At 50.4% G+C, this 25558-nt stretch carries 21 protein-coding genes; 11 read left to right on the top strand and 10 right to left on the bottom strand.

Annotated features, from left to right (window positions below):
• Positions 1 to 54: 54 nt before the first annotated feature.
• Complete coding sequence (locus GC097_RS18055; protein WP_171684694.1) at positions 55 to 1320, bottom strand: MDR family MFS transporter; 1266 nt, start codon at positions 1318 to 1320, stop codon at positions 55 to 57.
• Between the two features lie 228 nt (positions 1321 to 1548).
• On the opposite strand from GC097_RS18055, the gene GC097_RS18050 reads away from it, so the two are divergent.
• The 5 genes from GC097_RS18050 (at position 1549) to GC097_RS18030 (ending at position 9219) form a co-directional block, all read left to right on the top strand.
• Positions 1549 to 2040 (top strand): CcdC protein domain-containing protein, encoded by a 492-nt coding sequence (locus GC097_RS18050; RefSeq protein ID WP_171684693.1) that lies wholly within the window; start codon positions 1549 to 1551, stop codon positions 2038 to 2040.
• Between the two features lie 169 nt (positions 2041 to 2209).
• Positions 2210 to 4855: a response regulator gene (locus GC097_RS18045; protein ID WP_171684692.1), complete on the top strand. Its 2646-nt coding sequence runs from the start codon at positions 2210 to 2212 to the stop codon at positions 4853 to 4855.
• 51 nt (positions 4856 to 4906) lie between these two features.
• Positions 4907 to 5881: an ornithine cyclodeaminase family protein gene (locus tag GC097_RS18040; RefSeq protein ID WP_171684691.1), complete on the top strand. Its 975-nt coding sequence runs from the start codon at positions 4907 to 4909 to the stop codon at positions 5879 to 5881.
• A gap of 11 nt (positions 5882 to 5892) precedes the next feature.
• Positions 5893 to 7059, top strand: a complete 1167-nt coding sequence (locus GC097_RS18035) for a dipeptidase (RefSeq protein WP_171684690.1) — start codon at positions 5893 to 5895, stop codon at positions 7057 to 7059.
• Between the two features lie 12 nt (positions 7060 to 7071).
• Entirely contained in the window at positions 7072 to 9219 is a 2148-nt protein-coding gene (locus GC097_RS18030; protein WP_171684689.1) for a CocE/NonD family hydrolase, read from the top strand.
• A 622-nt stretch (positions 9220 to 9841) separates the two neighbouring features.
• Here the strand turns inward: GC097_RS18030 and GC097_RS18025 are convergent.
• On the bottom strand, positions 9842 to 10651 hold the full coding sequence (locus GC097_RS18025) for an MBL fold metallo-hydrolase (protein ID WP_171684688.1): 810 nt from the start codon (positions 10649 to 10651) through the stop codon (positions 9842 to 9844).
• Positions 10652 to 11027: 376 nt separating this feature from the next.
• Between GC097_RS18025 and GC097_RS18020 the strand changes: the two genes are divergently transcribed.
• Positions 11028 to 12767 (top strand): methyl-accepting chemotaxis protein, encoded by a 1740-nt coding sequence (locus GC097_RS18020; protein WP_171684687.1) that lies wholly within the window; start codon positions 11028 to 11030, stop codon positions 12765 to 12767.
• A 27-nt stretch (positions 12768 to 12794) separates the two neighbouring features.
• Here the strand turns inward: GC097_RS18020 and GC097_RS18015 are convergent, their stop codons facing one another.
• Positions 12795 to 13586, bottom strand: coding sequence for a hypothetical protein (locus tag GC097_RS18015; protein ID WP_171684686.1), 792 nt, complete (start codon positions 13584 to 13586; stop codon positions 12795 to 12797).
• 230 nt (positions 13587 to 13816) lie between these two features.
• On the opposite strand from GC097_RS18015, the gene GC097_RS18010 reads away from it, so the two are divergent.
• From GC097_RS18010 to GC097_RS17995, 4 genes are all read left to right on the top strand, one after another.
• The gene (locus GC097_RS18010) at positions 13817 to 14581 is read left to right on the top strand and encodes a GTP pyrophosphokinase (RefSeq protein ID WP_171684685.1); all 765 of its coding nucleotides are present in this window, start codon (positions 13817 to 13819) and stop codon (positions 14579 to 14581) included.
• Positions 14582 to 14665: 84 nt separating this feature from the next.
• Entirely contained in the window at positions 14666 to 14893 is a 228-nt protein-coding gene (locus GC097_RS18005; protein ID WP_171684684.1) for a DNA-binding protein, read from the top strand.
• On the top strand, positions 14890 to 15330 hold the full coding sequence (locus GC097_RS18000; protein WP_171684683.1) for a DUF6526 family protein: 441 nt from the start codon (positions 14890 to 14892) through the stop codon (positions 15328 to 15330). The genes GC097_RS18005 and GC097_RS18000 overlap by 4 nt, the downstream gene beginning before the upstream one ends.
• 131 nt (positions 15331 to 15461) lie before the next feature.
• Positions 15462 to 19031: an Npt1/Npt2 family nucleotide transporter gene (locus GC097_RS17995; protein WP_171684682.1), complete on the top strand. Its 3570-nt coding sequence runs from the start codon at positions 15462 to 15464 to the stop codon at positions 19029 to 19031.
• 300 nt (positions 19032 to 19331) lie between these two features.
• Here the strand turns inward: GC097_RS17995 and GC097_RS17990 are convergent, their stop codons facing one another.
• The 7 genes from GC097_RS17990 to GC097_RS17960 all read right to left on the bottom strand — a co-directional run bounded on the left by GC097_RS17990 (position 19332) and on the right by GC097_RS17960 (position 24854).
• Positions 19332 to 19502: a hypothetical protein gene (locus tag GC097_RS17990; protein ID WP_171684681.1), complete on the bottom strand. Its 171-nt coding sequence runs from the start codon at positions 19500 to 19502 to the stop codon at positions 19332 to 19334.
• Between the two features lie 45 nt (positions 19503 to 19547).
• Positions 19548 to 20486 (bottom strand): FecCD family ABC transporter permease, encoded by a 939-nt coding sequence (locus tag GC097_RS17985; RefSeq protein ID WP_171684792.1) that lies wholly within the window; start codon positions 20484 to 20486, stop codon positions 19548 to 19550.
• Between the two features lie 50 nt (positions 20487 to 20536).
• Positions 20537 to 21550, bottom strand: a complete 1014-nt coding sequence (locus tag GC097_RS17980; RefSeq protein WP_171684680.1) for a FecCD family ABC transporter permease — start codon at positions 21548 to 21550, stop codon at positions 20537 to 20539.
• Between the two features lie 4 nt (positions 21551 to 21554).
• On the bottom strand, positions 21555 to 22532 hold the full coding sequence (locus tag GC097_RS17975; RefSeq protein ID WP_171684679.1) for an ABC transporter substrate-binding protein: 978 nt from the start codon (positions 22530 to 22532) through the stop codon (positions 21555 to 21557).
• A gap of 109 nt (positions 22533 to 22641) precedes the next feature.
• A complete protein-coding gene (locus GC097_RS17970) occupies positions 22642 to 23439 on the bottom strand; it encodes an AraC family transcriptional regulator (protein ID WP_171684678.1) in 798 nt (265 codons plus the stop codon).
• 501 nt (positions 23440 to 23940) lie between these two features.
• A complete protein-coding gene (locus tag GC097_RS17965; protein ID WP_171684677.1) occupies positions 23941 to 24219 on the bottom strand; it encodes a hypothetical protein in 279 nt (92 codons plus the stop codon).
• A 227-nt stretch (positions 24220 to 24446) separates the two neighbouring features.
• Positions 24447 to 24854 (bottom strand): DUF1761 domain-containing protein, encoded by a 408-nt coding sequence (locus GC097_RS17960; protein WP_171684676.1) that lies wholly within the window; start codon positions 24852 to 24854, stop codon positions 24447 to 24449.
• A 227-nt stretch (positions 24855 to 25081) separates the two neighbouring features.
• Between GC097_RS17960 and GC097_RS17955 the strand changes: the two genes are divergently transcribed.
• Positions 25082 to 25555 carry a hypothetical protein gene (locus GC097_RS17955; RefSeq protein ID WP_171684675.1) on the top strand — a complete coding sequence of 158 codons (474 nt, stop codon included), beginning with the start codon at positions 25082 to 25084 and terminating at the stop codon, positions 25553 to 25555.
• Positions 25556 to 25558 lie beyond the last annotated feature (3 nt).

Below are 25558 nucleotides of genomic sequence, written 5' to 3'. Positions count from 1 at the left end.
AAAAGAAGCACTCTCTCGGTGCTTCTTTTGTATCTTCTATGATTGCCTCGTTGGTTAGGCCGCCTGCCGGTCATAGCGATTGAACATCATGTTGTACAAGACGGCAGACAGGAGAGCTATTCCCCCAAGCAGAATGAATGTCCACGAGAAGCCGATCCAAGAAGAGATCGGGATCGACAGCGGAGCCAAGGTGCGCCCGAGGGTGTACCGCAAGCTGCCTGCGGCAAAATATTGGCCGCGCATATGTTCAGGAGCCAATCGGGAGACGAAGGCTTGCTGAGGGCCCGCCGACATGAGCTCAGCCAACGTGAAGACGGCAATGGCGAAGGTGAAGCCCCAGAACGTGGACATGTGGCCGAACATGATGATGCCCAGTGCATAGAATACCGAGCCGCCGATGAATACATAGCGATCCCGGTAAGCGAGCATCCATTTGGTAACGACGACGGTAAAGAGAGCGACGAACAGGCCGTTCTCGGATACGATCAGTCCGAACAACTGCTTGCCCGTCAACTGCAGATTCCAGTCTCCGTAGGAGAAGATTGTCGTTAACTTCACAGTTTCCTCCATAAAAACAGGGAACAGCAGATCTAACTGCATGAAGGTTTGAGACAGCAGGACACCTGCAAGAATGAACAGCAGGAACACCCGGTCTGCTGCAATGATCTTATAATCGCGCAGCTGTGCGGCCAAGAAGCGGTACCAAGGCTCGCCGGCCGCCAATCGGTGACGCTCGGCGAGCTGTTCCGGCAGCGTTTCGTGCAAGGTGCGGCTCATCGTCATAGAGAGGATGAGGCAGAACACCGAAGCTGCGGCAAGCACGATATACGGATTATCCTTGTACGTGATAGATCCGAGCAGCGGACCGATAACGACGGACACGTTCGTGGCCGTATAGAAGATGGCAAACACACCGGAACGGTGTTCCTCTTTTACAACGTCAGCCACCATCGCCTGACTGGCAGGCCAGTATAGGGAGCCGGACATGCTGGCCAAACTGAATCCGACGAAGCCAAGAATAGGCATCGCAATCAGGGGCGAAGCGGCAAAGGCGAAGATGCCGTAGCCGATGCTTTGCCCGAAGGCTGCGATGATCATCATCCGTTTGCGTCCGAACCGGTCTGCGCAGTAGCCTCCCATCAAATTGGCGAAAACGGACAGCGTTTGCGACAAGATGAGCAGAATGCCGGTCCAGCCTTTGCCGAACGAATTCGCAAAATAGATCGATAGAAACGGAAAAAACGTCCAAAAAATAACGTTAAAAGCGGTCTCTCCAGCGAGCCGGATTTTTAAATTGATATCCCAATCTTTCATTCTCATCTGTATTTACCTCTAGTTGTCAGTCTTTATTTATCATACTACCATTGTTCATAGAGAAACAAAACGAAGGAAGAACATAAGGATAATCGGAATATTGAACCGTCAGGCAGCATTGCCTGGCCCCCGCATCGGTCCAGAGACGGAGAAAGAATGTGTCCGGCGTCTGAATGAAATACGTCGCGAATCGTATATACTTATATAAAAACAGCAATAGGAGGAACATTTATCATGAATGCTCAAACGTTGATCGGGTATGGCGTGGGTGCTCTGATCATCATACTGGTGTTATGGTTTAGAACCCGTGGTAAAAAACGTCCGATCAAGAACAAAGGCATGGGAATCTTAATTCCCGTCATTTTGCTGCCTGTCATTTTTGGTTTTTCCATCTATTCGTTATCCAAAATTCCCGATCATCCTTTTCATTTACCTGTGATCTGGGAGATGCTGTGCGCCATCCTGTTGGGAATTGGGCTTGGCAGCATTATGCTGTATCATACCGGCTATGAGAAGCGGGAAGACGGGTTTGTTTACCCGAAGCCGAACAAAAACTTCAAGTATGTCATCATCGCCGTGCTGGTCATTCGCATCGCGCTTTCGCAGTATTTTAAAGGACTGGATTATACAGAATTTACGGTTCTTACAATGTTGATGGCGTATATATACATTTGTGTCTGGCGTATCGGAAGTTTCTTGAAGTACCGCAAAGCCAGTTTCAACTAAATAGTGCGGAGGAGTCCCCTAGCGGCATGAGGCTAGGGGCTTTTTCTGTTGTGCCGAGAGGGCGGACGCTCACGATATATCAGTAGAAGATCCTTATCGAATGATGTAATATAAATTAGACAAGAAGTTGCGTTTTTCGCGTAAGGACTAGGTCAATTGGGGGTGGCACATGAAATTTCTGATTTATTTTGCACAGTGCAGTGCATTAATCGTGACCTTTGTTTTTCTGTTAAGATGGCTGTATCCCTACTATGTAAAATGTTCCAAAAGATGGCGGTCGATCATTTTCGGAATCGCTTTTGGGATCTTCGGTTTGGTCATTATGCAAATGCCTCTGAATGTCGCCCATGGGCTGCATATGGATGTCAGATTTGTGAGCGTTATTTTCTCGGCAATTTTCGGGGGGCCTTTATCGGCCATCATCACAACGCTTATGATCGGCGCTTATCGGATCGGCCTGGGAGGAGCGCTGCTTTTCCCGCTGGGTTCTCTCCTGACCACAATGCTTATCTCCATGGTCGTTCATGTACAGAATAAGAAGAACAGAAAATTCATGGAAAAATACGGCTGGTTGCTTGGGCTGGTCATCGGTCTTGAGACCGTTGGTTGGTCGCTGCTTGCGCCGCAGGAAACGATGAACTATTTTATGACTGAATTTTCAGTCACTTATGTCATTTTTCATACCGTAGCCATTCCGCTTTATTACTCCCTAATCGCTTATGAAATTAGAAGCTATGAGACGGAGAAAAAGCTGCGCGAGAGTGAAGACCGTTATCGGACACTGGTGCAAAATTCTCCGGATCTCGTGTATTGCTGCGACCTGGACGGGCAGATTACACAAGCTAATAATAAAATGTCGCATTTCTTAAAGATGAGGGAGCGCGACTTACTCGGTCAAAATATGCTGGAGCTGATCACCTCGGAGAAGACTCGCGAGCAGTGGAAAAAGGCGCTTAGCGAAGTGCTGCGTACCAAGGAATCGAAGTCGTTCGAAGCGGAAAGCATTACGCCGGGCGGCGACAACAAATGCATGCACTACACGATATCGCCCATTTTCAATCAGCACAAGGAGATTGTGGAGGTAACCGGAACCGGTCATGATATAACCGAGCTTAGACAGCAGGAGAAGGTGCTTCATCAATACAAAGGCCATCTGGAGGAACTGGTGGAGGCGCGTACATCGGAGCTGGCGGAGGCAAAGGAAATGGCAGAGTCCGCGAACCGCGCCAAAGGCGAGTTTCTGGCTAACATGAGTCACGAAATTCGCACGCCGATGAATGCGGTCATCGGTTTAAGTTACTTGCTCCAGCAAACGGAGCTTTCGGAACAGCAGCAGATCTATGTGGATAAAACGATTATTTCCGCCAAAAATTTGATCGCGCTCATTAATGACGTCCTTGATTTTTCGAAAATAGAAGCAAAAAAGCTGGTCATCGAGCAGGTCGACTTTGATTTATATGATGTGCTGAATCAGATATCCAATTTAATTGGGATGAAAGCCTATGATAAAGGGCTGAAACTGCATTTCTCCATTCATCATGAAGTTCCGCAAATGCTGGTCGGCGACCCGTTCCGTTTGAATCAAATTTTGGTCAATCTGTCGAATAATGCGGTGAAGTTTACGGATGAGGGGGAAATCTCTTTTGAAATATGCCTCGTATCCAAAAGCGACCGCTGCGTCACCCTTGGATTTACGGTGCGCGACACTGGCATCGGGATAACGGAAGAACAGCAGGAGCAGTTGTTTCACCATTTCACACAAGCGGATATGTCGACAACCCGGAAGTATGGCGGTACGGGGCTGGGTCTGGTTATCAGTAAAAATCTCGTCGAGCTGATGGGGGGAGCCATAGGTGTAGAGAGCAAAGCCGGTCTCGGCAGTTCTTTCTCCTTCACGGCGGATTTCGGATACAGTACAGGGGCGCGGCTTGCGGAGATGAATAAAGACTCACGGCTGAAATTGCTTCGCGTCCTACTGGTTTGCGATGATGCCGACATGCAGTTGGTGCTTAAGCATCAGCTTGAGCAGTTCCAGTTCATTGTAAGCACGGCAGACTCCGAAAATGGCGCCATCGAACAAATATACCGCAATGGCCGCTATGATTTGGTGATTGTGGATTGGAAGCTGAGGGACTCGGTCGCCATTCCGCTTGCCGAGCGCATCCAGCTCGAGTTCTCGTCGCCAATGCAAGTAATTGTAATGGTTACCGCTTATCATGAACCTGAGCTGCAGAAGGGCATTCGCTCCCAAGCCATTGATAAAGTATTGTACTACCCGATCAGCCAATCCCAATTGTACAATGAGCTGATTAGCTTGTTTCAGCAGCATTTTGTGGCGAAGCAAGTCATGGGCCCTGATCTTGAGAAGTCGGAGCGTTTTAAAGCGCTGCAGCATGCGAGTGTTTTGCTTGTGGAGGATAACGAGATCAATCAATTGGTCGCTATGGAGATGTTAAAAGAGGTGGGCGTGCGGGTCGAGGTGGCAGAAAATGGTCTTGAAGCCATATCGCTAGTGAAGCAGCGGCGCTATGATGCGATTTTGATGGATTTGCAAATGCCGGTAATGGGCGGCTACGAGGCAACGAAGCAAATACGTCAGTTGGAGCATGCGAAGGATACCCCAATCATTGCGATGACGGCGGATGCCATGAAAGGCGTGAAGGAGGAAGTGCTTGAGGCCGGCATGAGCGGCTATATTACCAAACCGTTCGATCCGATCCAGCTGTTCGGATTGCTGCAGCGGCTGATCCAGACCTCGACAGTGAAGGGGTACAAGCAGATTGCGGCTTCGGCGGAGACGTTGGATGGGGAATAAGACGAGGTGCTATAATGGAGCAAGTACTTACGAAGCAGGTGATCGTACGAGATGTTAGTTATTAATCAGCGCGAGGTTATGGAATTGCTGCCAATGTCAGCTTGTATAGAAATTATGCAGGCTGTTTTGGCAGATTTGACAAGCGGACAAGCTGTCCAGTCGCTTAGAAGCGTTGTACCTTTGCAGGGAAGCCACCTTATGGGACTCATGCCGGCTTACTTGAAGCGGGAAGAGAGGGTGGGCGCTAAAGTGATTACGGTGCTGCCGGATAATCACGCCAAAGGGATGCCCTCGCATCAAGGGTTTGTTTCATTGTTCAATTCGACCAACGGTCAATTGGAGGCCATCGTGGATGGCACCAAGATCACCGCTATCCGAACGGCGGCTGTAAGCGCGGCGGCAACAAAGCTGCTGGCGAAACAGGAGGCGAGCACGCTGGCAATGATCGGGACGGGTGAGCAAGCCCGCACGCATATTGAGGCGATGAGGCTGGTTCGTCCGATCGAGCGGATCAAGGTATGGGGGCCGAACCCGGCCTATGCCCAGAAGTTGAAGGAGGAGACGGAAAGCAGGTACAACGTGCTCGTTGAGGCCGTCTCATCCGCTGAGCAGGCCGTTCGGGACGCGGATATTATTTGCACGGTCACAGCGTCGACAACGCCGATTGTGCAGGGAGCTTGGATCAAGGAAGGCGCGCACGTGAACGCTGTCGGAGCCTGCCGCGCGAAGGACAGGGAGCTGGACACGGAGCTGGTGCGCCGGGCGGAGCTGTTTGTCGATCGCCGGGAATCTGCCGTAAACGAGGCGGGGGATTACTTGATTCCCCTGCAGGAAGGCGCGATCACGGAGGAGCATATTTTAGCCGAAATCGGGGAGTTATTCGCTGGGCTTAAACAGGGGAGAAGCTCGAATTCAGCCGTTACACTTTTTAAATCCTTGGGCCTTGCCTGCGAAGATCTTGCAGCAGCCCACTATATTGTTCAAGAAGCGGTTCGTAGGAATAAAGGAACACAAATTGCATTTTAGGAGGAGCTTAGATGAAGACGAATCTCACGGAGGGGTTGTACCCGTTTCACTTAACGCCGGAGCAGGAGGCCCGTGCCAGCCAGCTTCACGAGAGCAGTATCATTATCGATCTGCTGTTTCAGGGGCCTTTGTCGCCTAAAGCGATTCCTGCACATATCTCAGAAAGCATCCGTGAAAGCTGTGAGCCTTTTCGGGACGAACCGATGGTGTACAGCGGCATGCCAAGCAAAATGATTCATGACATGGCGGCTCGCGGAGAGCTTCCGGCATTTAAAGAGGAATGGTACCGCTCCGGTATTACCGCGGGTAACCGCCAGCTGGGTATCTCTGATATCGAGAGCCTTGTGACCAGCATGGGGGAAATTCAGCGTCAATTCGATACGATGGATTGGTTGGTCAAAGTGCTGAAGGCTGACGATATTCGTACCGCCAAAAGCAATCATTTAAAAGCGGGAATCGTGACCGCGCAGGAAACGGACGGATTAGGAAAGAATCTGGCTTTACTTGACGCGCTTCATCATTTTGGCCTGCGTGTACTGCAGCTCACGTACAACAATCAGAACTACATCGCTTCCGGCTGTGCCGAGCAGGTTAATGGCGGCGTGAGCAATTTCGGCGCTCGTTTTATCCGCAGAATGAACGAACTGGGCATCGTCGTTGACACGAGCCACTGCGGCAAACAGACGACGCTGGATGCTTGCAGGCTTTCGACGGCTCCGGTCATCGCTTCCCACACCGGCGTAGAGGCGCTGTTCGGCCATATGCGCTGCAAAAGCGATGAAGAACTGCAAGCTATCGCCGGGACCGGCGGCGTAATTGGTATTTTCGCAATGCCATGGTTCGTCTACAAGGATCCGAATGAGACGACGATCGAGCATGTGCTGAATCATATTGACTACGTAGTTCGGTTGGTCGGGGTCGATCATGTGGGTATTGGAACGGATTGGCCGATGAGCGATGTGGAGTGGTCGTTGGTGTATTTTAAGGAGCATATTGCACCAAGAATTGGCTTTGCCAAAGGGGACGGTCCGTCTACCGAGACGGTGAAGGGGCTTGAGAAGTACAGCTATTTTATTAATTTTACCCGTGGATTGGTTGCCAGAGGGTACAGCGATGAGGACATTCAGAAGATTTTGGGCGGCAACTGGCTGCGCGTATTTGAACAAGTTTGGGGATAGGAGCGAACGGGGATGAGCACATATTTTCAGTCAATGACGTTCAATTTGTACTGTGCCGGTGTGTATGAGGGGAAAATCCGTTTTGCCGAAAACGGCATTATGCACGCGAAAGTGGATTCTCGCAGGAGGACCCAAATGCAGGAAAATGTCCTTCCGGAGAGGACACACTATGTGCTGCCTTTTGCTAAAATCAAGACATCCTTGGTGCATTACGACCAAGCGGTGTGGCAGGGAGAAGAGGTTGTTCTTGGAAACGGCGACTTGTATCACAGGCATGTTAGTTACACGGCTTTCTTGGCGGATGATGCCGGGGTAGTAGGGCAGACGGGGCAAGAGCTAACATCTCAAGTTTGGGCGATGCGTAAGGATACGGCGCTTGACATCGTGACGGTGGAGGGACGTGTCGTAGCGTTCGTGGCACCGAACCGATATGGCATGGAGGTTCTCGTGGCGGAGGGGTATGAAGCGCTGACCCCGCTTACGGTATATGATGATCCGCTGCTGTCCAAACCGGAGTTCGGCGTGAATGACTTGGGAACTTTCCTCATCCCGATGCGGGACGGTGTGCGTTTAGCAACGGATGTGTACCTTCCTGAGGGCGCTCAACCGGGGCATAAACTGCCAACCATTCTTATTCGTACGTGCTATGACCGCAGTTTGAGAAAAGAGTTTTTTAAACGTTGGGCGAACAAAGGTTACGCCGTCGTTAATCAGGATGTCAGAGGGCGGGCGGACTCCGAGGGAGAGCTGGTTCCGTTTTATTATGAGCGGGACGATAGTGCGGATACGATTGATTGGATCGTGTCGCAGGATTGGTCCAACGGGAGCGTAGGCATGTGGGGCGCATCCTACCTTGGGTATATCGTGACAGCAGCGTCTACGAGCGGACACCCGAATTTGAAGGCGGTCGTCAATGAAGTGAACGTGGGCTCACCATTTGTGGATACCGTACGCAAGGGAGGAACCGTTTGCTCTTGGCCTTTGCTTTGCTGGACGCTTGCGCAGTCGGTGGGCACTCGGACGGACTTTGATATTTTTGCGGGTAAAACGGTCGACCCGGAGAAAGCCGTCGATGCCAGGCCAATCAAGGAGATTCCCCAGCAGATGATCGGCCGAGCATCCGGTCCTTGGGATCTGTGGAGCGAGCATACGGAGTATGACGATTTTTGGAGAAATTGCACGTTCACGGAGCGTGGCGACCAAGTAAAGGTGCCGATGTTTGTCATTTCAGGTTGGTACGACGGCGACAGCGCAGGCGTTTCGGAGACGTGGAGAATGCTGACCAAGCACGACGTACCCAACCGGAAAATACGGCTCGGACCGTGGGAGCACGGCCCTAACCGGGCAAGGGATCTGCTCGGCACGAGCTTCGGCAACGATGCGGTCGTCTACGATTATGACGTATCGGTGTTGCGCTGGTTCGACCGTTTCCTCAAAGAAATTCCGAACGGCATTGAACAGGAGCCAAGAGCGTCGTATTACGTCGTCGGGAGCAACGAGTGGCGAACGTCGGAGGATTGGACGCCTGCTGAGGCGATCGTTAGGAATTTTTATTTGGGCAGCAATGGGCGGGCCAACTCTAGCTATGGGGATGGGGTGCTGATCTCAGAGCCTCCTCATCATAGTCCTGCGGATACGTATGTTTACAACCCGGAGGACCCGGTTGCCGACAGCGGCGAAAGAGAACCGGAGAACATGCGCAAGCATGAGCTGCGCAGCGATATTCTCGTGTATACGAGCAGTGAGCTGGAGAGCGATTTGACCGTGGCGGGCGAGCTGTCGTGTGAGCTGTTTGCGGCAAGCACCGGCGTTGATACGGACTGGGTCGTCACTTTAAGCGATGTCGATTCTCTGGGCAATTCGATCAAGCTTTCGAACTACATCGTGCGAGCGAAGTACCGCAATGGATTGGATGCGCCGGAGCTGCTCACGCCCGGACAGGTGGAAAAGTACGAAATATTCATGCAAAATATCGCTCATACGTTCCGCCAAGGCCATCGCCTTCGGTTTACCGTCACGTCGTCCAGCAAGTTTATCGCGTTCCCCAACACGAATACCGGCATTAACCCATATGAAGATCCGAAACCGGTGATCGTGCAGCAGACGATTTATCACTCGAAGGAGTATCCGAGTCATATTAAGCTGCCGATTCTTTCGTAGCATAGAGGAAGTGAAAGAGAAAGGCACCGTTGGGGTGTCTTTTTGGTGTGAGTGAAAATCCATCTCCCGAATGTCGATGATGGTCCCTTTGACGTGAGTGGATATTTAAGGAAAATAAAGGTAAAATTTCCCTCGAATTTGACTGCAGAAGGTTGTCAGATCCATTTAACAGGAAAAACTCCTCTATTTGCACCGATTTCTAGAGAATTTACTGAATCCCGTCAAAATAACGGGAAGTTTTCCTTTTAAAATCCCTATAAGGCCATCATTCGAGCAATTTAGAGGGAGGGAGATTTTCCAGTTAACTTACCAATTTATTCATGCGGAGACGGCAAGTCTCCAAAATCCATGCTCCAGTCTCCAGCCTCCATGCTCCGCAGGAAAATAGAGGAACTGCAGGGCGTTACTTTTCTAAAAACGGCCCTTTGGACGAATGGGAGGGAACTAGGGTCCGCTATTTCGTCACGCTGGACAGAAAATTGGTCAATGGAGGGTAGTTAAGACCCTGTAGTTCCCTCCAACGCCCGAAATTCCGCTTTCCGCCTAAAATAAGGGAATGGAATTCCCTTCGATAGGGCGAATCTCAAGATGAGCCGGTATGAGAAGGCTCAACCATCCCCGCTCACAGCTCCACTATCAGCCCATCATACGCAACAACAATCCCATGAGGCTGAAAAATATCAACCAAATCCTCATGCAGCAACCCTGCATTATGGGAAAAATGCGTGACGAAAACTTGCGCTCCCGGCTTTAGGACCCCGGTTTCGTCCATCCACGTTTTCGTTTCGAGGACAGCATCCACGTTCATGTGATTGTTTCTGTGTCCGACACGGCCTGTCGTGCATTCGAGTATGACCAGGTCGAACTGCTTATCCTTCAGCCAAGCCCAGGTTTCATCCGGGAACCAGCCGCTGTCATTGCCGTACAGGATGGTTTTGCCGTCTTTTTCGATGGAATAAAGCAGGCATGTTTCGAGAGGGTCATGGTCCGCCAGCAGTGGCACGATCGTGGCAGTTTGCGTCTGGACAGCTTGAAACGGAATAACCCGGTGAAACTTATAGTTGTGTTTCAGCCCGTTAAGCGCCTGAAAGCATAGACGGAAAGGAATGTCATGCCCATAGACATGCATGGTTTCGCCGCCTGATTGGGCATAGCCTTCTGCACGGATGGCCATATCCTCGGCATACAGATGATCAGAATGCGAATGGGTGATGAGTAGGTCCTTCACGCTGTTCATATCCAGACCGTATTGAAGCGAATGCATGAATGTATCGGGCGGAAAATCGACTTTTAGGTCATGGTCGATCATCACCGAGGTGCGTGAGCGAATATTTCTCCCTCCGCGTTCACGGGCTTGTTTGCAGGTGAGACATTGGCAGAATAGGGATGGAATCCCCTCATAAGCTGCTGTGCCCAGAAAATGAGCCTTCATGGATATACCCTCCTTAACGATGTACAGCATAAAAACAATCGGGCAAGCTGTTGTTTTGTGATTATTTAGTGTTGTTTATTGTTGTAATCTTGTTGTTTATTGCCAATTGTATCGTCGCCTGGCAGCGCTGTCAATGCAGAAAAATGATTGCTGGATTCCAACAGGAGAACATGTTTTTCAAGTTGAAAGAACGAGGCTCAACGGTGGGAAACCAAAGATTGGGGCGTTTTTGTGACCAAATGCAAATAATATGAAGGAAATTAACACGTGGTTAATAATTTCTATTACTTTCTCCTAACATTTTTCCGATAAGATTGCTGGGACAAGAGGCAGGCGGTAAACTCTCCCTTACTAATTTGAATTTCGGAGGAAATACATGCAATCGGCAGCACATCAACTTCACATGTTAACGAACAGACGGATGAAATTGAGTCTTAGGCAAAAAATGATCGGATCCTTTACAATGGTCCTTCTACTTATGGCCATATTAAGCCTTACGGATATTTTGAAAATGAAGCATATGAAGCAGGATATTACAGAAATCGCGAATCGGTGGATGAAAGGTACGCAGGCCATTGAGGATTTCAGCTATTTGACGGAGCATTTTGCGAAAGATTTGATGGGTATACAAAACCTCAAGGATCCATCCGGCAAGGTGGAGCTCACGCGTGATATTGAAGCGACGATTACGAAAGGCGATAGGGCGCTCGAAAATTATCAAAGCACACTGGCCGGCGAGGAAGATGTAAAGAATTTCAACATGCTGCAGGAACGCTGGGATTCGTTAAAAAAGAACTACGCAAAGTACAAGCAGGCAGCAAGCGCCCCAGATGCAGCCGCAATTTATGAGGATTTAACGCAGAATTACAATGATGTGCAAAATATTTGTCGCCTCATGGTGACATACAGCCAGAATGGAGCGCAAGCCAGCGTTGAGAAAAATGATGGGCTGTATCACAGCAGTATCCTGAGCGCTATTCTCTTACTGAGCTGCGCTATATTTTTGTCTGCCCTGATTGTCTGGATGATAGTGAGAAACATCTCTAGACCTGTCATTGCTGCGTCCAAAACGGTTGAACGGATAGCGGAAGGCGATCTAACCGTCGAACCGCTGAACTTCAAGAATAACGACGAGATTGGTATCCTCATACAGGCTGTGAATGGGATGACACGCCAAATGCGAGAGGCCATGAGCCGCCTGCAGGAATCCTCGGGCAGCGTAGCGTCGTCTGCGGAACAGTTGTACGCCGGCTCCCGGCAAAATAGCGAAGCCTCCCAGCATGTAGCGGTGGAGATTCAGACGATCGCTTCCGAAGCCGAAACCCAGCGCTTGAATGCGCTGGAATGCGCCAGAGCGATGGACGAAATCGCAATGGGCGTGCAGAGCATAGCGGAAACGGCGTCAGACGTCTCGCATTTATCAATGCAAGCGTCCGACCAAGCCAGACAAGGGCAAGATGACATTCACCATGTCATGCTCAGCATGAATGCGTTAAGCGCCGCAGTGACACAGGCGAATGAAACGATTCTCCAGCTCGCCGAGCATTCCCGAAATATCGGTCAAGTGTCCCGGATTATCGGCGAGATTGCGAATCAAACGAATCTGCTGGCTTTGAATGCTGCGATTGAAGCGGCGCGTGCCGGTGAGAGCGGCAGAGGTTTCGCCGTCGTCGCTGGCGAGGTACGCAAGCTTGCATCGCAAACGGAACAATCGGTTGGAGCTATCGGCGAAGTGGTATCGAGCATCCAGAAAGATACCCAAGAAGCTGTGCGCGCTATGGATGTAGGACTAACCGAAGTGGATAAAGGACTTCAGTCTGCGAATCGTACGGTGCAAGGATTTGGGGCCATTGTCCGTTCAGCCGAAGAAGTCTCTGCGAAGATTCAGGAAACAGCTGCAGCGGCGCAGCAAATGTCGGCGAGCTCGCAGCAGGTGGCGGCAACGGTGACGAGTATGGAGAATGGGTCGCGGAAGACGTCCGAACTGGCGCAGAGCGTTGCTGGAGCGACAGAAGAACAGCTGGCCTCCTCGCAAGAGGTAACATCCTCTTCCCAAATGCTAGCCAGTATTGCCCAAGAGTTACAGGACATCATTCATGCTTACAAAATGAAATAACGGAATCGGAAGAGGGGCTAGCGAAGCTTAACCTTTTTTGATGGCAGCGAGCTTATCCCGGACGGTAGTCTCGAGCTTGAAGATTCGTTGTTTCTCCTCATTGATTTGGCGCAGCAGGGAAACCATGGAAGTGAGGGAGCTTTGCACGCCGAGCGGCTCACCTTGCTTGGCGCTTTTTTTAAAGGCGCTCCATAACGGGGACAAGCTTTTTCGCGATGAGTTCACAGCGCTTTGCTTGGCTTTAATCTGCACGTTAGTCGGATCAATGTCATCGAGCAGGCTACGAATTTTCTTCGTTGCTTTGGAGGCTTTCTCCTTGGCAGCTTGCAAGGTGTTCTCCTTTGCTTTAATGTCGGAGCGCGCCAACTGGACAGGAATTTTCAAGGCGGCCGCCTGAAGCCGAAGCAGGGTGTTCATGCTTTTATTTTTGAACGGCCGTACGTCTTCGATCTGTTTATTTAATGCGGTGTAGAGGGATAATAATGGTTTGTACCGCGCTCTCGTTTGCAGGACATCCTCCTCCAATTTGGCTAATTGGGCTTCATCGATCGCTTTGGCCTGTTTGCTCAGCTCGGCATGGGTCTCTTTATTTTGGCTATGCTGCGTGCTAATCGCAGTGTCCCATTCTTGTTCTTGCTTCTGAAGAGTGTGCAGCTCATCCTTCAGGGAGTGGATGCGATTGGCCTGAGTTTGGGTAGCGGCGGCCAGCGTTTTGTCGAGAAGCGCGGGGGTGATTTCGATGGGGGCTGCCGCGGACGCCTCCGCGGAGATGGCAGTGGCTAGAGCTAAAGCGGCTAGAAGCGAAATGAAATTTTTCAAATAGAAGCCTCCTTTTCATTTCGGAAATACAAAAAAGCACCTGCAAGAAAAGGCCTAAGCCTTATCCTACGGGTGCTTCCCACGTAAGTATTTACTCGAAATATGATAGAGATACTATACCAATTGACCTTGCAAAGTGTCAATACGAACGCCAAATTTGCTCCGGGGGCGTTCGTACTTTACACTAAGTAAGACTGGTAAAATAACCACGGCTAAAGGATGGAACTGCCATGATAAATCAACTTTCGATGAATGATTTGAAACGGTTTAAACATGAATTAACAAGATTTATGATGACTTACAAATTCGCTTTGGACGCTATGGAGACCCGCGTAGAAATATTAGTGCAGGAATTCGAGATGCTGCATGAATATAACCCGATCGAGCATACCAAATCCCGCTTGAAATCGCCGGAGAGCATTTTTCATAAGCTAAGCAGGAAGGGCGGAGAAATGTCTTTTGACGGGATTAAAGCAAGCATTCAAGATATTGCGGGCATGCGGATTACATGCTCATTCGTCTCCGATATTTACGTCATCTCCAATATGCTTAAAAATCAAAGCGACTTGAAGGTGCTGGGGGAAAAGGATTACATCAAACATCCGAAGCCGAATGGCTATCAAAGTCTTCATTTGTTGATTGAAGTTCCGGTGCATTTGACGGACCGCCAAGAAAGTGTGTGCATCGAAATTCAAATTCGCACGATCGCGATGGACTTTTGGGCCAGCTTGGAACATAAAATATTTTATAAGTTCAACGAAGGCAATCAAGCCGTGCCTGCGCGTCTGCTGGAGGAGCTTAAACAAGCGGCTGTCGCGGCCTCTGCGCTTGATTTGCAAATGGAACGCCTGCATGCCGAAATTGCAGAGATTAAAGAAGAGCAAACCTCATCTATTGTGGCAAGCGATAATCTCAATAAAATTGTCATTAACAATCAGCAATTTGCGCTGCCGCAGGCTCTGCTGCAACTTTTAAACGAGGAGGAGGATAAATAAGAACATATCCTACAAATGGATGATGTGTCCCTTCACTTCTGTGGTATAATGGAATGATTGGAACAGAAGGGTGTTGCTGCGGACATGCAGGCATTTCAGGATTGGAATCAAAAGGTGAAAACAACGTTTAATGCTACAAGTAATGAAGTCGTTTTAACGGTGATGGAAGCCGGGAAGTCACTAGGATTAACCAAAGATCAGATGAAACAATATGTAGACAAACACAATTTAACGAAGGTGCCTATTATGAGAAGCGTTCACCGTTACTTGCTTTTAAAAAGCGAGATCGATGAGATTGTGAGGAAATCATGAGAAATGGCAATCAAACCTATGCGAACCACCGTAGAATGCACCCATTGTTTCACTACGTATTCTCTTTGCTTGCGCTAGTGCTGCTAGTGATGTCGATCATCGAACTGGTCGAATCCTTGCAATCGGGGAATGGCTTGATCCCCTCCTTCCTGTTTCTTCTCATTTCTATTATTGTAATCATTGTATTTGTGCTGCTTCGCTCCTATCCGTTGAAAGCGCAGGATCGCGCAATACGTGCCGAAGAGAATCTCAGGCACTATGTTTTGACCCAGAAGCTGCTGGATTCAAGGCTAACGATCGGCCAGATTGCTGCTTTGCGCTTTGCTTCCGACGAGGAGTTTCCTGCGCTTTGCAAGAAGGCTGCTGCCGAGCAGTGGTCGCCTGATGCGATTAAGAAGTCTATTAAGAGCTGGAGAGGCGACGGGTACCGCATATAGCTTTTTAAAAAGAAAGAGACAGATCCTGACGGATTGTGTCTTTTTTTTGTTTGTTTTTAAATGAAAAATAGTTATTTTATCCTAGGACTTCTGGTACAATTTCATTAGACATCCAATAAATGAGGTGTATCATGAGCAGCATGCTATCGAATAAATTGTACCAAACCTTCGTACAGAAGTTCGCAGAGGATACCAAGGAGTATAAAAAAGTTTTCCTCCTATTCGCCTATCTCTTCTGTGTCGTATCAGCGTCGACGGTTGGAAGAACAGCGGCAGATACGCTTTTTTTAAGCCGGTTTGATAATTCTTATTTATCTATCATGTACTTGCCCCAAGCGATCGTCATGATTACGGCGGGCATCCTGTTTCAACGGTACTCGCCGAAAGTACGGTTGGAAAGCCTCATGAAATGCTTGATTCCCTTAATTTCTCTGCTCGTGCTGGTTTCCAGATTTGGCGTGGGGCTTGAATTGCGCTGGGTGTTCCCGGCGATTTACATCGGCTATGATGTATTCAACTTTCTGATGATCGTCTGCTTCTGGCAGTTCGCCACATCGGTCATGGATCAGAGGAAAGCGAAACAGATGATTGGAATTGTCGGCAGCGGGGGGATTACGGGGGGCATTCTGAGCGGTTTCGGGCTAAAAGCACTCGTTCCGCTCGTCGGTACGGCGAATTTGATTTATTTCTACGCAGGCTTGCAATTGCTTGGCTTGGCGGCTGTATTTTTAATTTTAAAAGTGACTAAAGATTCGGTAGAAAGCAAGCCAGTCCAGCCCAGGACAGCATCTCCGAAGCAAAGCGCACAGCGGAAAGCGGGCCTTTTTGCCAGTGTACCTCATTTAAAATATGTGGCCATCCTATCCGCAGCGCTCGTCCTGTCCCTGACCCTAATTGACTATCAATTTAAAGTAATCTTAAGAGGAACCTTGCAGAATGAGGCTCTTGCCGGATTCATGGGAAGCTTCTACGGGTTCTCCGGATTGATTGCATTAGGGTTTCAATTGTTTGTCTCGGGCCGCATTTTGACACGTTTTGGCGTGATGACGGCTTTGCTTGTTTTCCCGATTACACTGCTGGCCGGCAGTTTGGGCATACTAGCCCTCCCCGTGCTGGCGATGGCAGTCGTCGTGAAGGGGAGCGACAAAGTTGTGGGGGATACGCTCTATTCTTCGGTCAGCCAATTAGTGATGTTCCCCGTTCCGCCGGAATGGCGGGGCAAAGCGAAAAGCTTTCTGGACGGCATCGTGCGCAATGGGGCAAAAGGGTTAGCGGCCATCTGTTTGCTGATCGTCTCGCGTCTGCTGGCTCCTGAGCAGCTCAGTTACATCGTCCTCGCTCTTCTTGTTGTAGGCATCGCAGCAGGGATCAAGGTTAAAAAGGCGTACCTGCACACACTGCTATCCAACCTGAAAACAGGGGGAGACGACCTGCAGAAGGTTGAACTCAATTTGCTGGATGCGGTGAGCCGTCAGATGCTGATTGATGCGCTGTCTAGTCCGGATAAGCAGCAGGCTTTGTATGCTTTCGGTCTTTTGCGCAATATGGAAGGCTTTGACCTTACCCCTCATCTGGAGGACCTGCTGCATCACCCGATTGCTGACATGCGGATAGAAGCTTTGGCTTATGTGGAGCTAAAGGTGCCGGAAGGCTTCGAGCCTGCCCTGAGAAAGCTAGCGGTAACGGCAGACAACCACGAGAAGGTCAAGGCGAAGGCTTTGCTGGCGCTGGCTGCCTATGCCAATGAAGCTTACCTCGATGAAATTACAGCACACTTGGAATCTCCTGAAGTCGAAGTACAAGCGGCTGCCATTGCGGGATTGGTGAAATATTACAGCATCGAGGGGATGTTTCGGGCGGTAGGAAAGCTGAAAGCGATGATGGAAAGCGGGAAAGAGGAAGAACGAATCGCGATGGCTGCCTTATTCGGGCAAATCCGTGTGAAAAACTTCTATAAGCCGCTCATCTCGCTTTTGCATGACAGCAGTCTGCAGGTCAGAATTCGCGCGTTGGAATCCGCTGCCATTCTCCATGTGCCACCTTTAATTGTACCGATCGTTACTATGCTAAAAGATAGCCAAACCCGGCGCTATGCCGCCCAAGCCCTCGCTGCTTACGATGAGGAGGATGTGCTGCCGCAGTTGGCTCCTTATTTGGCACAGCAGGAAGTCGGTTTGTATATGCCAGCGGTTTTCGAGCAAATCGGATCGCAGGCAGCTTTCGATCTCTTGATCGCTTCCTATGAAATGGCTTCGTACGACATGCGGGACCGCATGTTGGAAGCGCTGCTTCGTATGCATCGCAAACTGCCTCATGTGAACAGTAAAATAGTCGAATCCTATATTTTCCACGAATTGCAGCTGTATGGACAATTTGCTGAGCATGGAGCAAGTATTGCCGGGGTAGAAGGTTATAAAGGCGTTGAAGCAATTATAGGAGAAATTCGAGCTGGGATTAGCAAGCGCGTCTTCCAGCTATTGTCCCTTATTCATGAGGAGCGGACGATGCAGGCTGTTTTCATCGACTGGTCCGAGGGGGATTCACGCCAACAGGCAAATGCGGAGGAGGTCATCGATCAAACGCTGCAGGGATCGCTCCGTACAGAGATGGCGAAATTCATGTCGGGCTCGCGCAGCTTGCAACGCACTGGCGTAAGCGGTGGTCAAATCCAGCTGCACCTTGATTGGCTGGAGGCTCAGCAGGATGCTTGGCTCACGCAGAACATTCGACATGCGGCAGGGACCCATGTGGATAACTTTTCCTCACAGGATCATGAATTGATGCACCGAGTGCACTTGTTAAAGCATGTTTCTTTGTTCAAAGGAATGACAAGCCGGGATCTTGCGCACATTGCCCAGCGATTATATAAGCTAAGCGCTGCACAAGGCAGCATCGTGATCCAAGAGGGAGACTCGGGAGATTCCCTGATGATCATGGACACCGGCAAAGCAGGCGTCTACCGGAACGGACAGCGGCTTGGCGAACTGAAGCGGGGGGATTGCTTCGGCGAAATGGCTGTGCTCAGTGAAGGACCGCGGACCGCGACGATTCAGGCGGAGGAGGATGTCCTCCTGTGGCGGTTGGATTCAACAGCCTTCTACGATATGATCTTTGACCAGACGAGCATTGCGGTGGAAATGATGAAACTGCTTTCCCGCAGGCTGCGGTCCGAACTAGCGAAGGGTCAGGTAGCTGCGGAGGGGGACTCATCTCAATCCAAGTTTATGCAGCCTGAAGCCGCAGCGGCAACACAATTGCCGGAGGACAAAGCGGCGCAAGGACTGACGCGGGATGAGGTGCTGTTAAGGCGAATCCTCGTCCTGCAAAAGATTGATCTGTTCCGGCATTTGGCACAGGATGACTTCATCTGGCTGGCGCAAATGGTGGAGGAGGTCGCTTATGAAGCTGGAGAAGCGATTTGCCGTACCGGTGACTTCGGGGATACGATGTACGGCATCATCGAAGGCGGCATTCGTGTACATCGAGGCAGTGAAGAATATGCCATTCTTCGGGAAGGCGACTTTTTCGGCGAGATGGCTATTATCGATAGCGGTCCGCGCTCAGCCGATTGTACGGCGAAGGAAGCAACCTTGCTGCTGCAGCTTCACCGGGATCAGGCGATGACTTTCTGCTTCCAGAACATCGACGTTCTGCGCAGTATGATGCGGGTGGTTGCGGAGCGTTTGCGCGGCATGAATTAAAGAAGAGGGGCTGCCCGGAGTTAGGTCATTTCTGACCATTCGGGAAGCCCCTTTTATTTCGTACACGCGGTGACGGACAGCCTTGATGCCCCAGGGGCTATAAGGTGCGGTCGTTCCCCTTCAATCCTCGTCAAAGGAAGAGTCCCATCGTCCTCGCCACAGCCACACCGCTCGTCCCAGCCATAGCCACGGCGCCAACCGCAGGGTAAATTAGCTGGAAAAACTCCAGCTAATTTCAGCATATCGTCGCTCCAAGAAACGTTTAACGGGAAATTCTCACGTTAAATCGGCGGAATCACTCTACATGCTCATTTCTAGTGCGAAATAACTGGAGTTTTTCCAGTTATTTGCATGAAATGCATGGTACAGTAACCGAATAGCTGAGTTTCTCCCGTTATTCGGATGAACCCCCGTCGATCGCCCCGCCATCGCCACGCCGCCAACCGCCAACCCGCACCCGCCGACCGCCAACCCGTACCCGCCGACCGAAGCAAAATAAGCTGAAAAACCGAACGCTTATCGGCGCAAACGTTCCTTACGCAGCAAATAAATGAAATACGGCGCGCCGATAACGGCGGTCATGATCCCCACCGGCACCTCGCGTGGGAGGATAATGATGCGGCCGAGCAAGTCGCCGAGCAGCATCAAATCCGCGCCGATGACAGCGGCCAGCGGGATCAGCCACTGATGCCGGCTGCCGACGAGGCTGCGCGCGATGTGCGGAGCGATCAGGCCGATGAAGCCGATCGCGCCCACGGCCGACACGGAGATGCCGGCCAGAGCAACGGCAAGAAGCAGCAGCAGGAAGCGCTGCTTCACGAGGTTAAGCCCCAGCGAGGCGGTGATGTCATCGCCAAGCTGGAAAACGTTCAGCTTCGCAAAGTTCGACCACACGATGGGCAAGAGCACTGCGATCCACGGCAGCAGCGTGTAGACATCGTGCCAACTGCGGCTCCACAAGCTGCCGGACAGCCAGAGCAGCGCCATGTTGATGTCGCTGGGATGTTTAATGATCAAATACTGTGTGCCGGCTTGGAACACAGTCCCAATCGCGACGCCTACCAAGGCTAGCGAGGCGGGCGTGAGTGTTAGGCGGCGGCTGAGCAGCAGCAGGAGCAAGAAGGCCGACAGGGCGCCGGCGAAAGCGGCAATCGGCAAGACGTAGCTTGGCGATTTGGGGAACAGAAAGAGCACCGCTGCTGCCATGAAACCGGCTCCTTTCGTAATCCCCACCACGTCGGGACTGGCCAGCGGATTTCTCACCAAGCCTTGCAGAATTACTCCGCCGACGGCTAAGCCGAATCCCGCTAATATCGCAACGAGAACGCGGGGTAAGCGGACTTGATGCACGATGAAGTATGACGGGCTTTGCGCATTCGTTAAGCCGCTCCATACTTCGTTAATCGGAATACGTACGGCACCTACATGAACGTAAAGGGTGGCTAGCACAAGCATGATCGCAAGCGCCACTATCAGAGAGATGGAGGATGTGTGTGTGAATTTCTTCACTTCGCACCTCCTTGCTTGCGAGCCAAGTAAATGAAATACGGCGCGCCGATCACGGCAGTGACGATGCCAACCGGCGATTCGAACGGAAACGCGATGAAGCGGCTGAGAAAGTCGGCGTATACGAGCAATATTCCTCCGAGCAAAGCCGTCATCGGACCTAGAATGTGTAGATGAGGTCCTATCATCGCACGGGCGATATGCGGAACAAGCAGGCAGACGAAGCCGATCGGGCCGCATAAGGCTACGGCGGAGCCGGCAAGCACGATGACAAGCATGATGCTGACGCCGCGTACGATATTCACGCGCTGGCCCAGGCCTGCCGCGATGTCATCGTCGAGCAGCAGCAGCTTGAACGCCGGTAGCATAAGGCCGAACAAGACCATTCCGCCTACGAAGAAAGGCAAAATGATTCGCACATCCGGCCAACCTGCCTGATTCAGGGAGCCGACCAGCCAGAAAATCATGCTATCCGTCGCGTGCTGGTTCATAATAATGAAGCCTTCCGTCAATGAAGACATGAGGAAGTGGATGGTGATGCCGGCAAGGGCTAGACGCACATACTGCTGGCGTCCCGCGCCTGCAAGCGACCAGATCAGCAGCGCGCTTAGAGCGGCTCCGACGAAGGCGAAACCGATGAGCCCAAAGTTGCCGAAGTGGGGCAAAACAACCAGGCCGATCACAACGGCTAATGAAGCCCCGGCATTAATTCCGAATATATGCGGGGAGGCCAGCGGATTCTTGGTTGTCAGTTGCGTAAGCATGCCGGCCAAAGCGAGCTGCATCCCAACGATGCATGCCATGATGGCGCGCGGCAAACGGAGTGTTTGTATGTAAAGATGGGCTTTGTCGCTGCCCTGATATGTCACGGCTTCGAACAAAGTGCGCCAAGAAACGTAAGCTTGGCCCCACTTCAAGCTGCATATGACACCGATCAGCATCACGAGAATAGCGACTGAAAATAGGAAGAGCAGAGGCCATTTCTGGCTCTGCTTCTCAGTTATAGGATTCATTGGACTATTGCCCCAAATTCTTCACGATATCCTCAAGGATTTTTTCAGATCCGAGGAAACCGCGGGATAGCGACCAGTCACGACGTTCTACAGTAAATACTTTGTTGTTGGCTACAGCATCGATTTTTTGCCATAGCGGATTCGATTCCCATTGTTTGACGATCGTTTCTTTCTCCGTTGGCATCAAGAACAGAACTTGCGGATTTGCTTCAACCAACTGCTCAAGCGTAAGCTGCGGATAGGCGGCGGCATTTTTGACAGGGTCCGTGTATCCTAGCATCGCTAAGTAAGAACCGCTGTAAGCATGATCGGAGTGTGCGAAAAATCCTTTCGGATTCACAACAGCCGGAAGTACGCGAAGGTTCGTTGCGCCAAGCTTCTTTTTCAACGTATCCACCTTAGCTTGGTGTTCAGCCAGACGCTTCTTGGCTTCCTCTTCTTTACCGACAGTTTTGGCGATAATGTCAACGTTTTTCAGCATTTGATTGTAGTCGGCTTGGAAATCGTCCAAAACGAGAACCGGCGCAATGCCTTTCAGTTGAGCAATGGCATTCTTATGCTTATTGATATCCGCGATGATCAAATCAGGCTTTAGTGAGGAAATAAGCTCGATGTTTGGCTCGTAGCGGGAGCCTACGGATTTATAGGTTTTAAGTTGGGCTTTTACGGAGTCCATCAAAAGATCCGGGCTGTCGTCGTCCGCAACGCCTACGGGCTGTACGCCTAAGCTGACAAGGATGTCAGTGAAGCCGAATTCCATGGCAACAATGCGTTCTGGCTTCTTAGGCAATTCAAGTGTACCTGTAGCATCCTGCACGGTGATTTTACCGTCCGTTTGAGAGGCAGGCTTCTGACTGGCTGCAGCCGGAGCGGCTGTTGATGCTGCTGATTCGGTATTCGTCGATTTGCCGCAAGCTGCAAGGCTTAATGCAAATACGGTGATCAGTGCGATCAGGCTAAAACGTGTAAAGTAGTGCTTCATTTGTGCATTCCCCCGTGACAATGATTATTATTCTCATTTGAAATGATACTCAATAATCCAACGTTAGGACATGTCTAATATGCATAAAGGACATGTCCCATTATTAGATTTAATTTTGGTTCGCCAGAAACTCCGAGGGTGTAGTTCCGGTCTTTTTTTTGAATACTTTGCTGAAATGGAAATAATCGACGAACCCGACGCGGGCCGCTACTTCTTTGGCGAGCAAATCGGTATGAAGAAACATTTGCTTCGCTTTTTCAATGCGCAAGGTGTACAAATAATTCATCATCGTCATTCCGGTCTGCTTTTTGAATAGGACCGTTAAATAGCCGACACTCATGCCTGCGCGTCTAGCCAGCATCGGAAGTGACAGCTCCAGCATGTAATGCTCGTTCATATAGGAAAGAATCTCCTCGATCGATTCGGCGGAGGACTTTTTGTCCTGCGTCAAATGGGATTCATATAAGTAGATGAAAAGAATACGTTCCAGCATCATGCGCTTTCGAAAGGTGTGAGCGGCTATTTCTTCATCCGTAAGCGGGTGCAGCTCCTCCGTCGTCCGAAGCAGCTCGTCCAGCATGTAATGGATTTTAATTTCGCTTAAGGTCGTAAGCGGGCCGTGCTGGGACCATATGCCGTCGTCCGGCAGCATCCGGTAGGTGATGATGACGTATTCGGCGGTTTTGGTTTTGGGAACCTGAATCGCGTAGGAGCCATGATCGGGATGGCAGGCATAGGCTTGTGAACATACCGTCGGTTCATGATCGTGTCTATGTATGGAAATATGGCCGCGGCGCACAATAATAAGCCGGTACGTGCTGGCCGGAACTTCCAAGGTCAGCGAGGAAGCGCTGGTCTCGATCTGCTCAATGAGCGGGACGAGGGGAATAAGCTGTTGAAAATTCATAAGCAAGATCCTTTCCTATCCTCGTAATGCTTCTCATTTGATAGTGACACAGATAGAGGCTCGCAACAAGGGTGAAAACTTGGAAAAGGGCCCCAGAGGGGCGTTTTTGGGTGGCGAGAAGCCTGCGGTTGGGGAGGGATGAACGTTTGCTGTGTATAAGGAACTTTTGAGACTGCTTTTTGCGCACGAAAGAGGGTGACGCAAAAGGCCATGACGGACCTGCTGGTAGGGGGAACAATAGTCCGCTATTTGCCCTAAAAGCAGCCATTTGGAAATTTAGAGGGAACTCTGTTCCGCTATTTTGCTGCTTTCAAGCGATGTGATGTCTTCATAGGGCAAATAAGACCTTGTAGTTCCCCTCCGGCTCCCGAAATGCCGTTTTTTACTTAAATAAGGGAACCCAGTTCCCACATTGTGGCATCCAAGCGCTTGTCATCGCACAAAAAAGAGCTAAGCACAGTTAAGCGCTTAGCTCTTTCTCATTCCCAATACTCGGATTCGTTATAGCGCGTAGACGCTTCTCATAATAATCTCCGGCAGCTCGGCTTGCTGGGCATAGTACTGCTCAAGCGTGATGCTGCCGCTGGACAGACGCTTATCGAGCTGTTCGGTTAGCTCTGCGAGCTGCAAATCGATTACTTTTTGGACATCGACCTTATTCGCTTCGGCGATATCGGCCAGCGACTGTCCGTTATATTGGGCATTGTAAATATCGTCCTCGGAAGCTAGCCCGAGAACGTGGAGCAGGTCGTATTTTGCAGCAATAGTTCGTTTTGTCATCATAGATTACCACCGTACATCGTTATATACCAGCAGTCTGACCGGCTGATGGCTTGTGTCTTCCTTAAGGTCTTGCTCCAGTATATGCAGGTGCTTTCGAAATGGCTTGGGGACTTACCTTATTACACAAGAAGGGCGTGCTTGAATCAGGAGCGGTAAAAGAAAAGAGCGGCCCCGGATAATCTTGCAAGCAAGATTGCTTTGGGACAGCTCTTTAATAGTAAGTATTAGCCCTGCCATGCTCCAATGATAATACCGGCAATAAGGTAGGACACCAGATGATAGCCGACAGTGATGAAGTACAGCGGAAGCTTGGCATTTTCGAACAAGTAGTTCATGCCGATTTTCAACGCGATGCTCAGACCGATGAGCGCGCCAACCGCAAGTCCTGTTGCCCAGGTTGTCTCACTGCCAAGCGTCAACAGAAGCGCCAGGATAAAGGAGCCCCCGAGAGCGGTTAGCGCGGTAAGCACGTATGTCAGCGGGCCTCCGCCGGACATCTCTCCCATCTTCACATTTCGCAGCTTGGCCCAAGCGCTTCCGAATAAAACGGGCGAATACCACAGAAAGCCGAGCACCATGGTGACGATTGTGGCGACGAGCACAGCTAAATAATTTACTTCCAATAAGTTCAAGATATAGCCCCCATAAATGATGAATTTTATATTGGTTACAGATGAATTGTATCGTGACGCTTCATTCTTGTAAATGCGATATCTTATCCGTCTGGTACGAAAGTATACCTGTTCCGCTCCTAAGGTAGCAGAGATAAATCACTCTATCGGGTGAAGTCGCAAAATGTATGCCAAGCTACAATAAAGTTATAAGCAAGTGCAGAACAAGAAGGAGGCAGGGCAGCGCGATGATTCGTTTGAAACGCAAAGCGATGATCGTTTCATTGAGCCTCTCGACTTTCCTCGTCATGAGTACGGCGTATGCCTGCTCCGATGCGGGAGTACCGCTGCAAAACTGGTACAAAGCGAGTTTTCAGCAAGGGAACAATGAAGTAAACAGCAAAGCCCTTCAAGATTTGAATGAAGGCAGGCAGGGCATGAAAGCACTGGTCAATGAGAAAGTCTCTACGACAGCAGCCAGCCTCAAGCAGGTCCAGGATGTTAAGCGTCAACAAGCCATAGATCGTGTGGAGACAGTTAACCGAAATTACGTCAGTCAAATCGAACACAAAGCGGCAGAGCTGGCAAAGACCGAAGGGTCGGCCGAATTTGACGAGTATGTCAGTGCTTCAAGTGAGAAAATGGACAGGGAAATCGATCGAGTGGCTGTTGAAACGCTTCAGGAACTAACGTCAAAAATAAACGATTCTAAGGGAGATTGATGA

This window comes from Paenibacillus planticolens (genome assembly GCF_013141725.1).
Taxonomy (GTDB): Bacteria; Bacillota; Bacilli; order Paenibacillales; family NBRC-103111; genus Paenibacillus_E; species Paenibacillus_E planticolens.
Note: the sequence above shows the minus strand (reverse complement) of the source record. Positions and strands in the feature narration are given on the sequence as shown.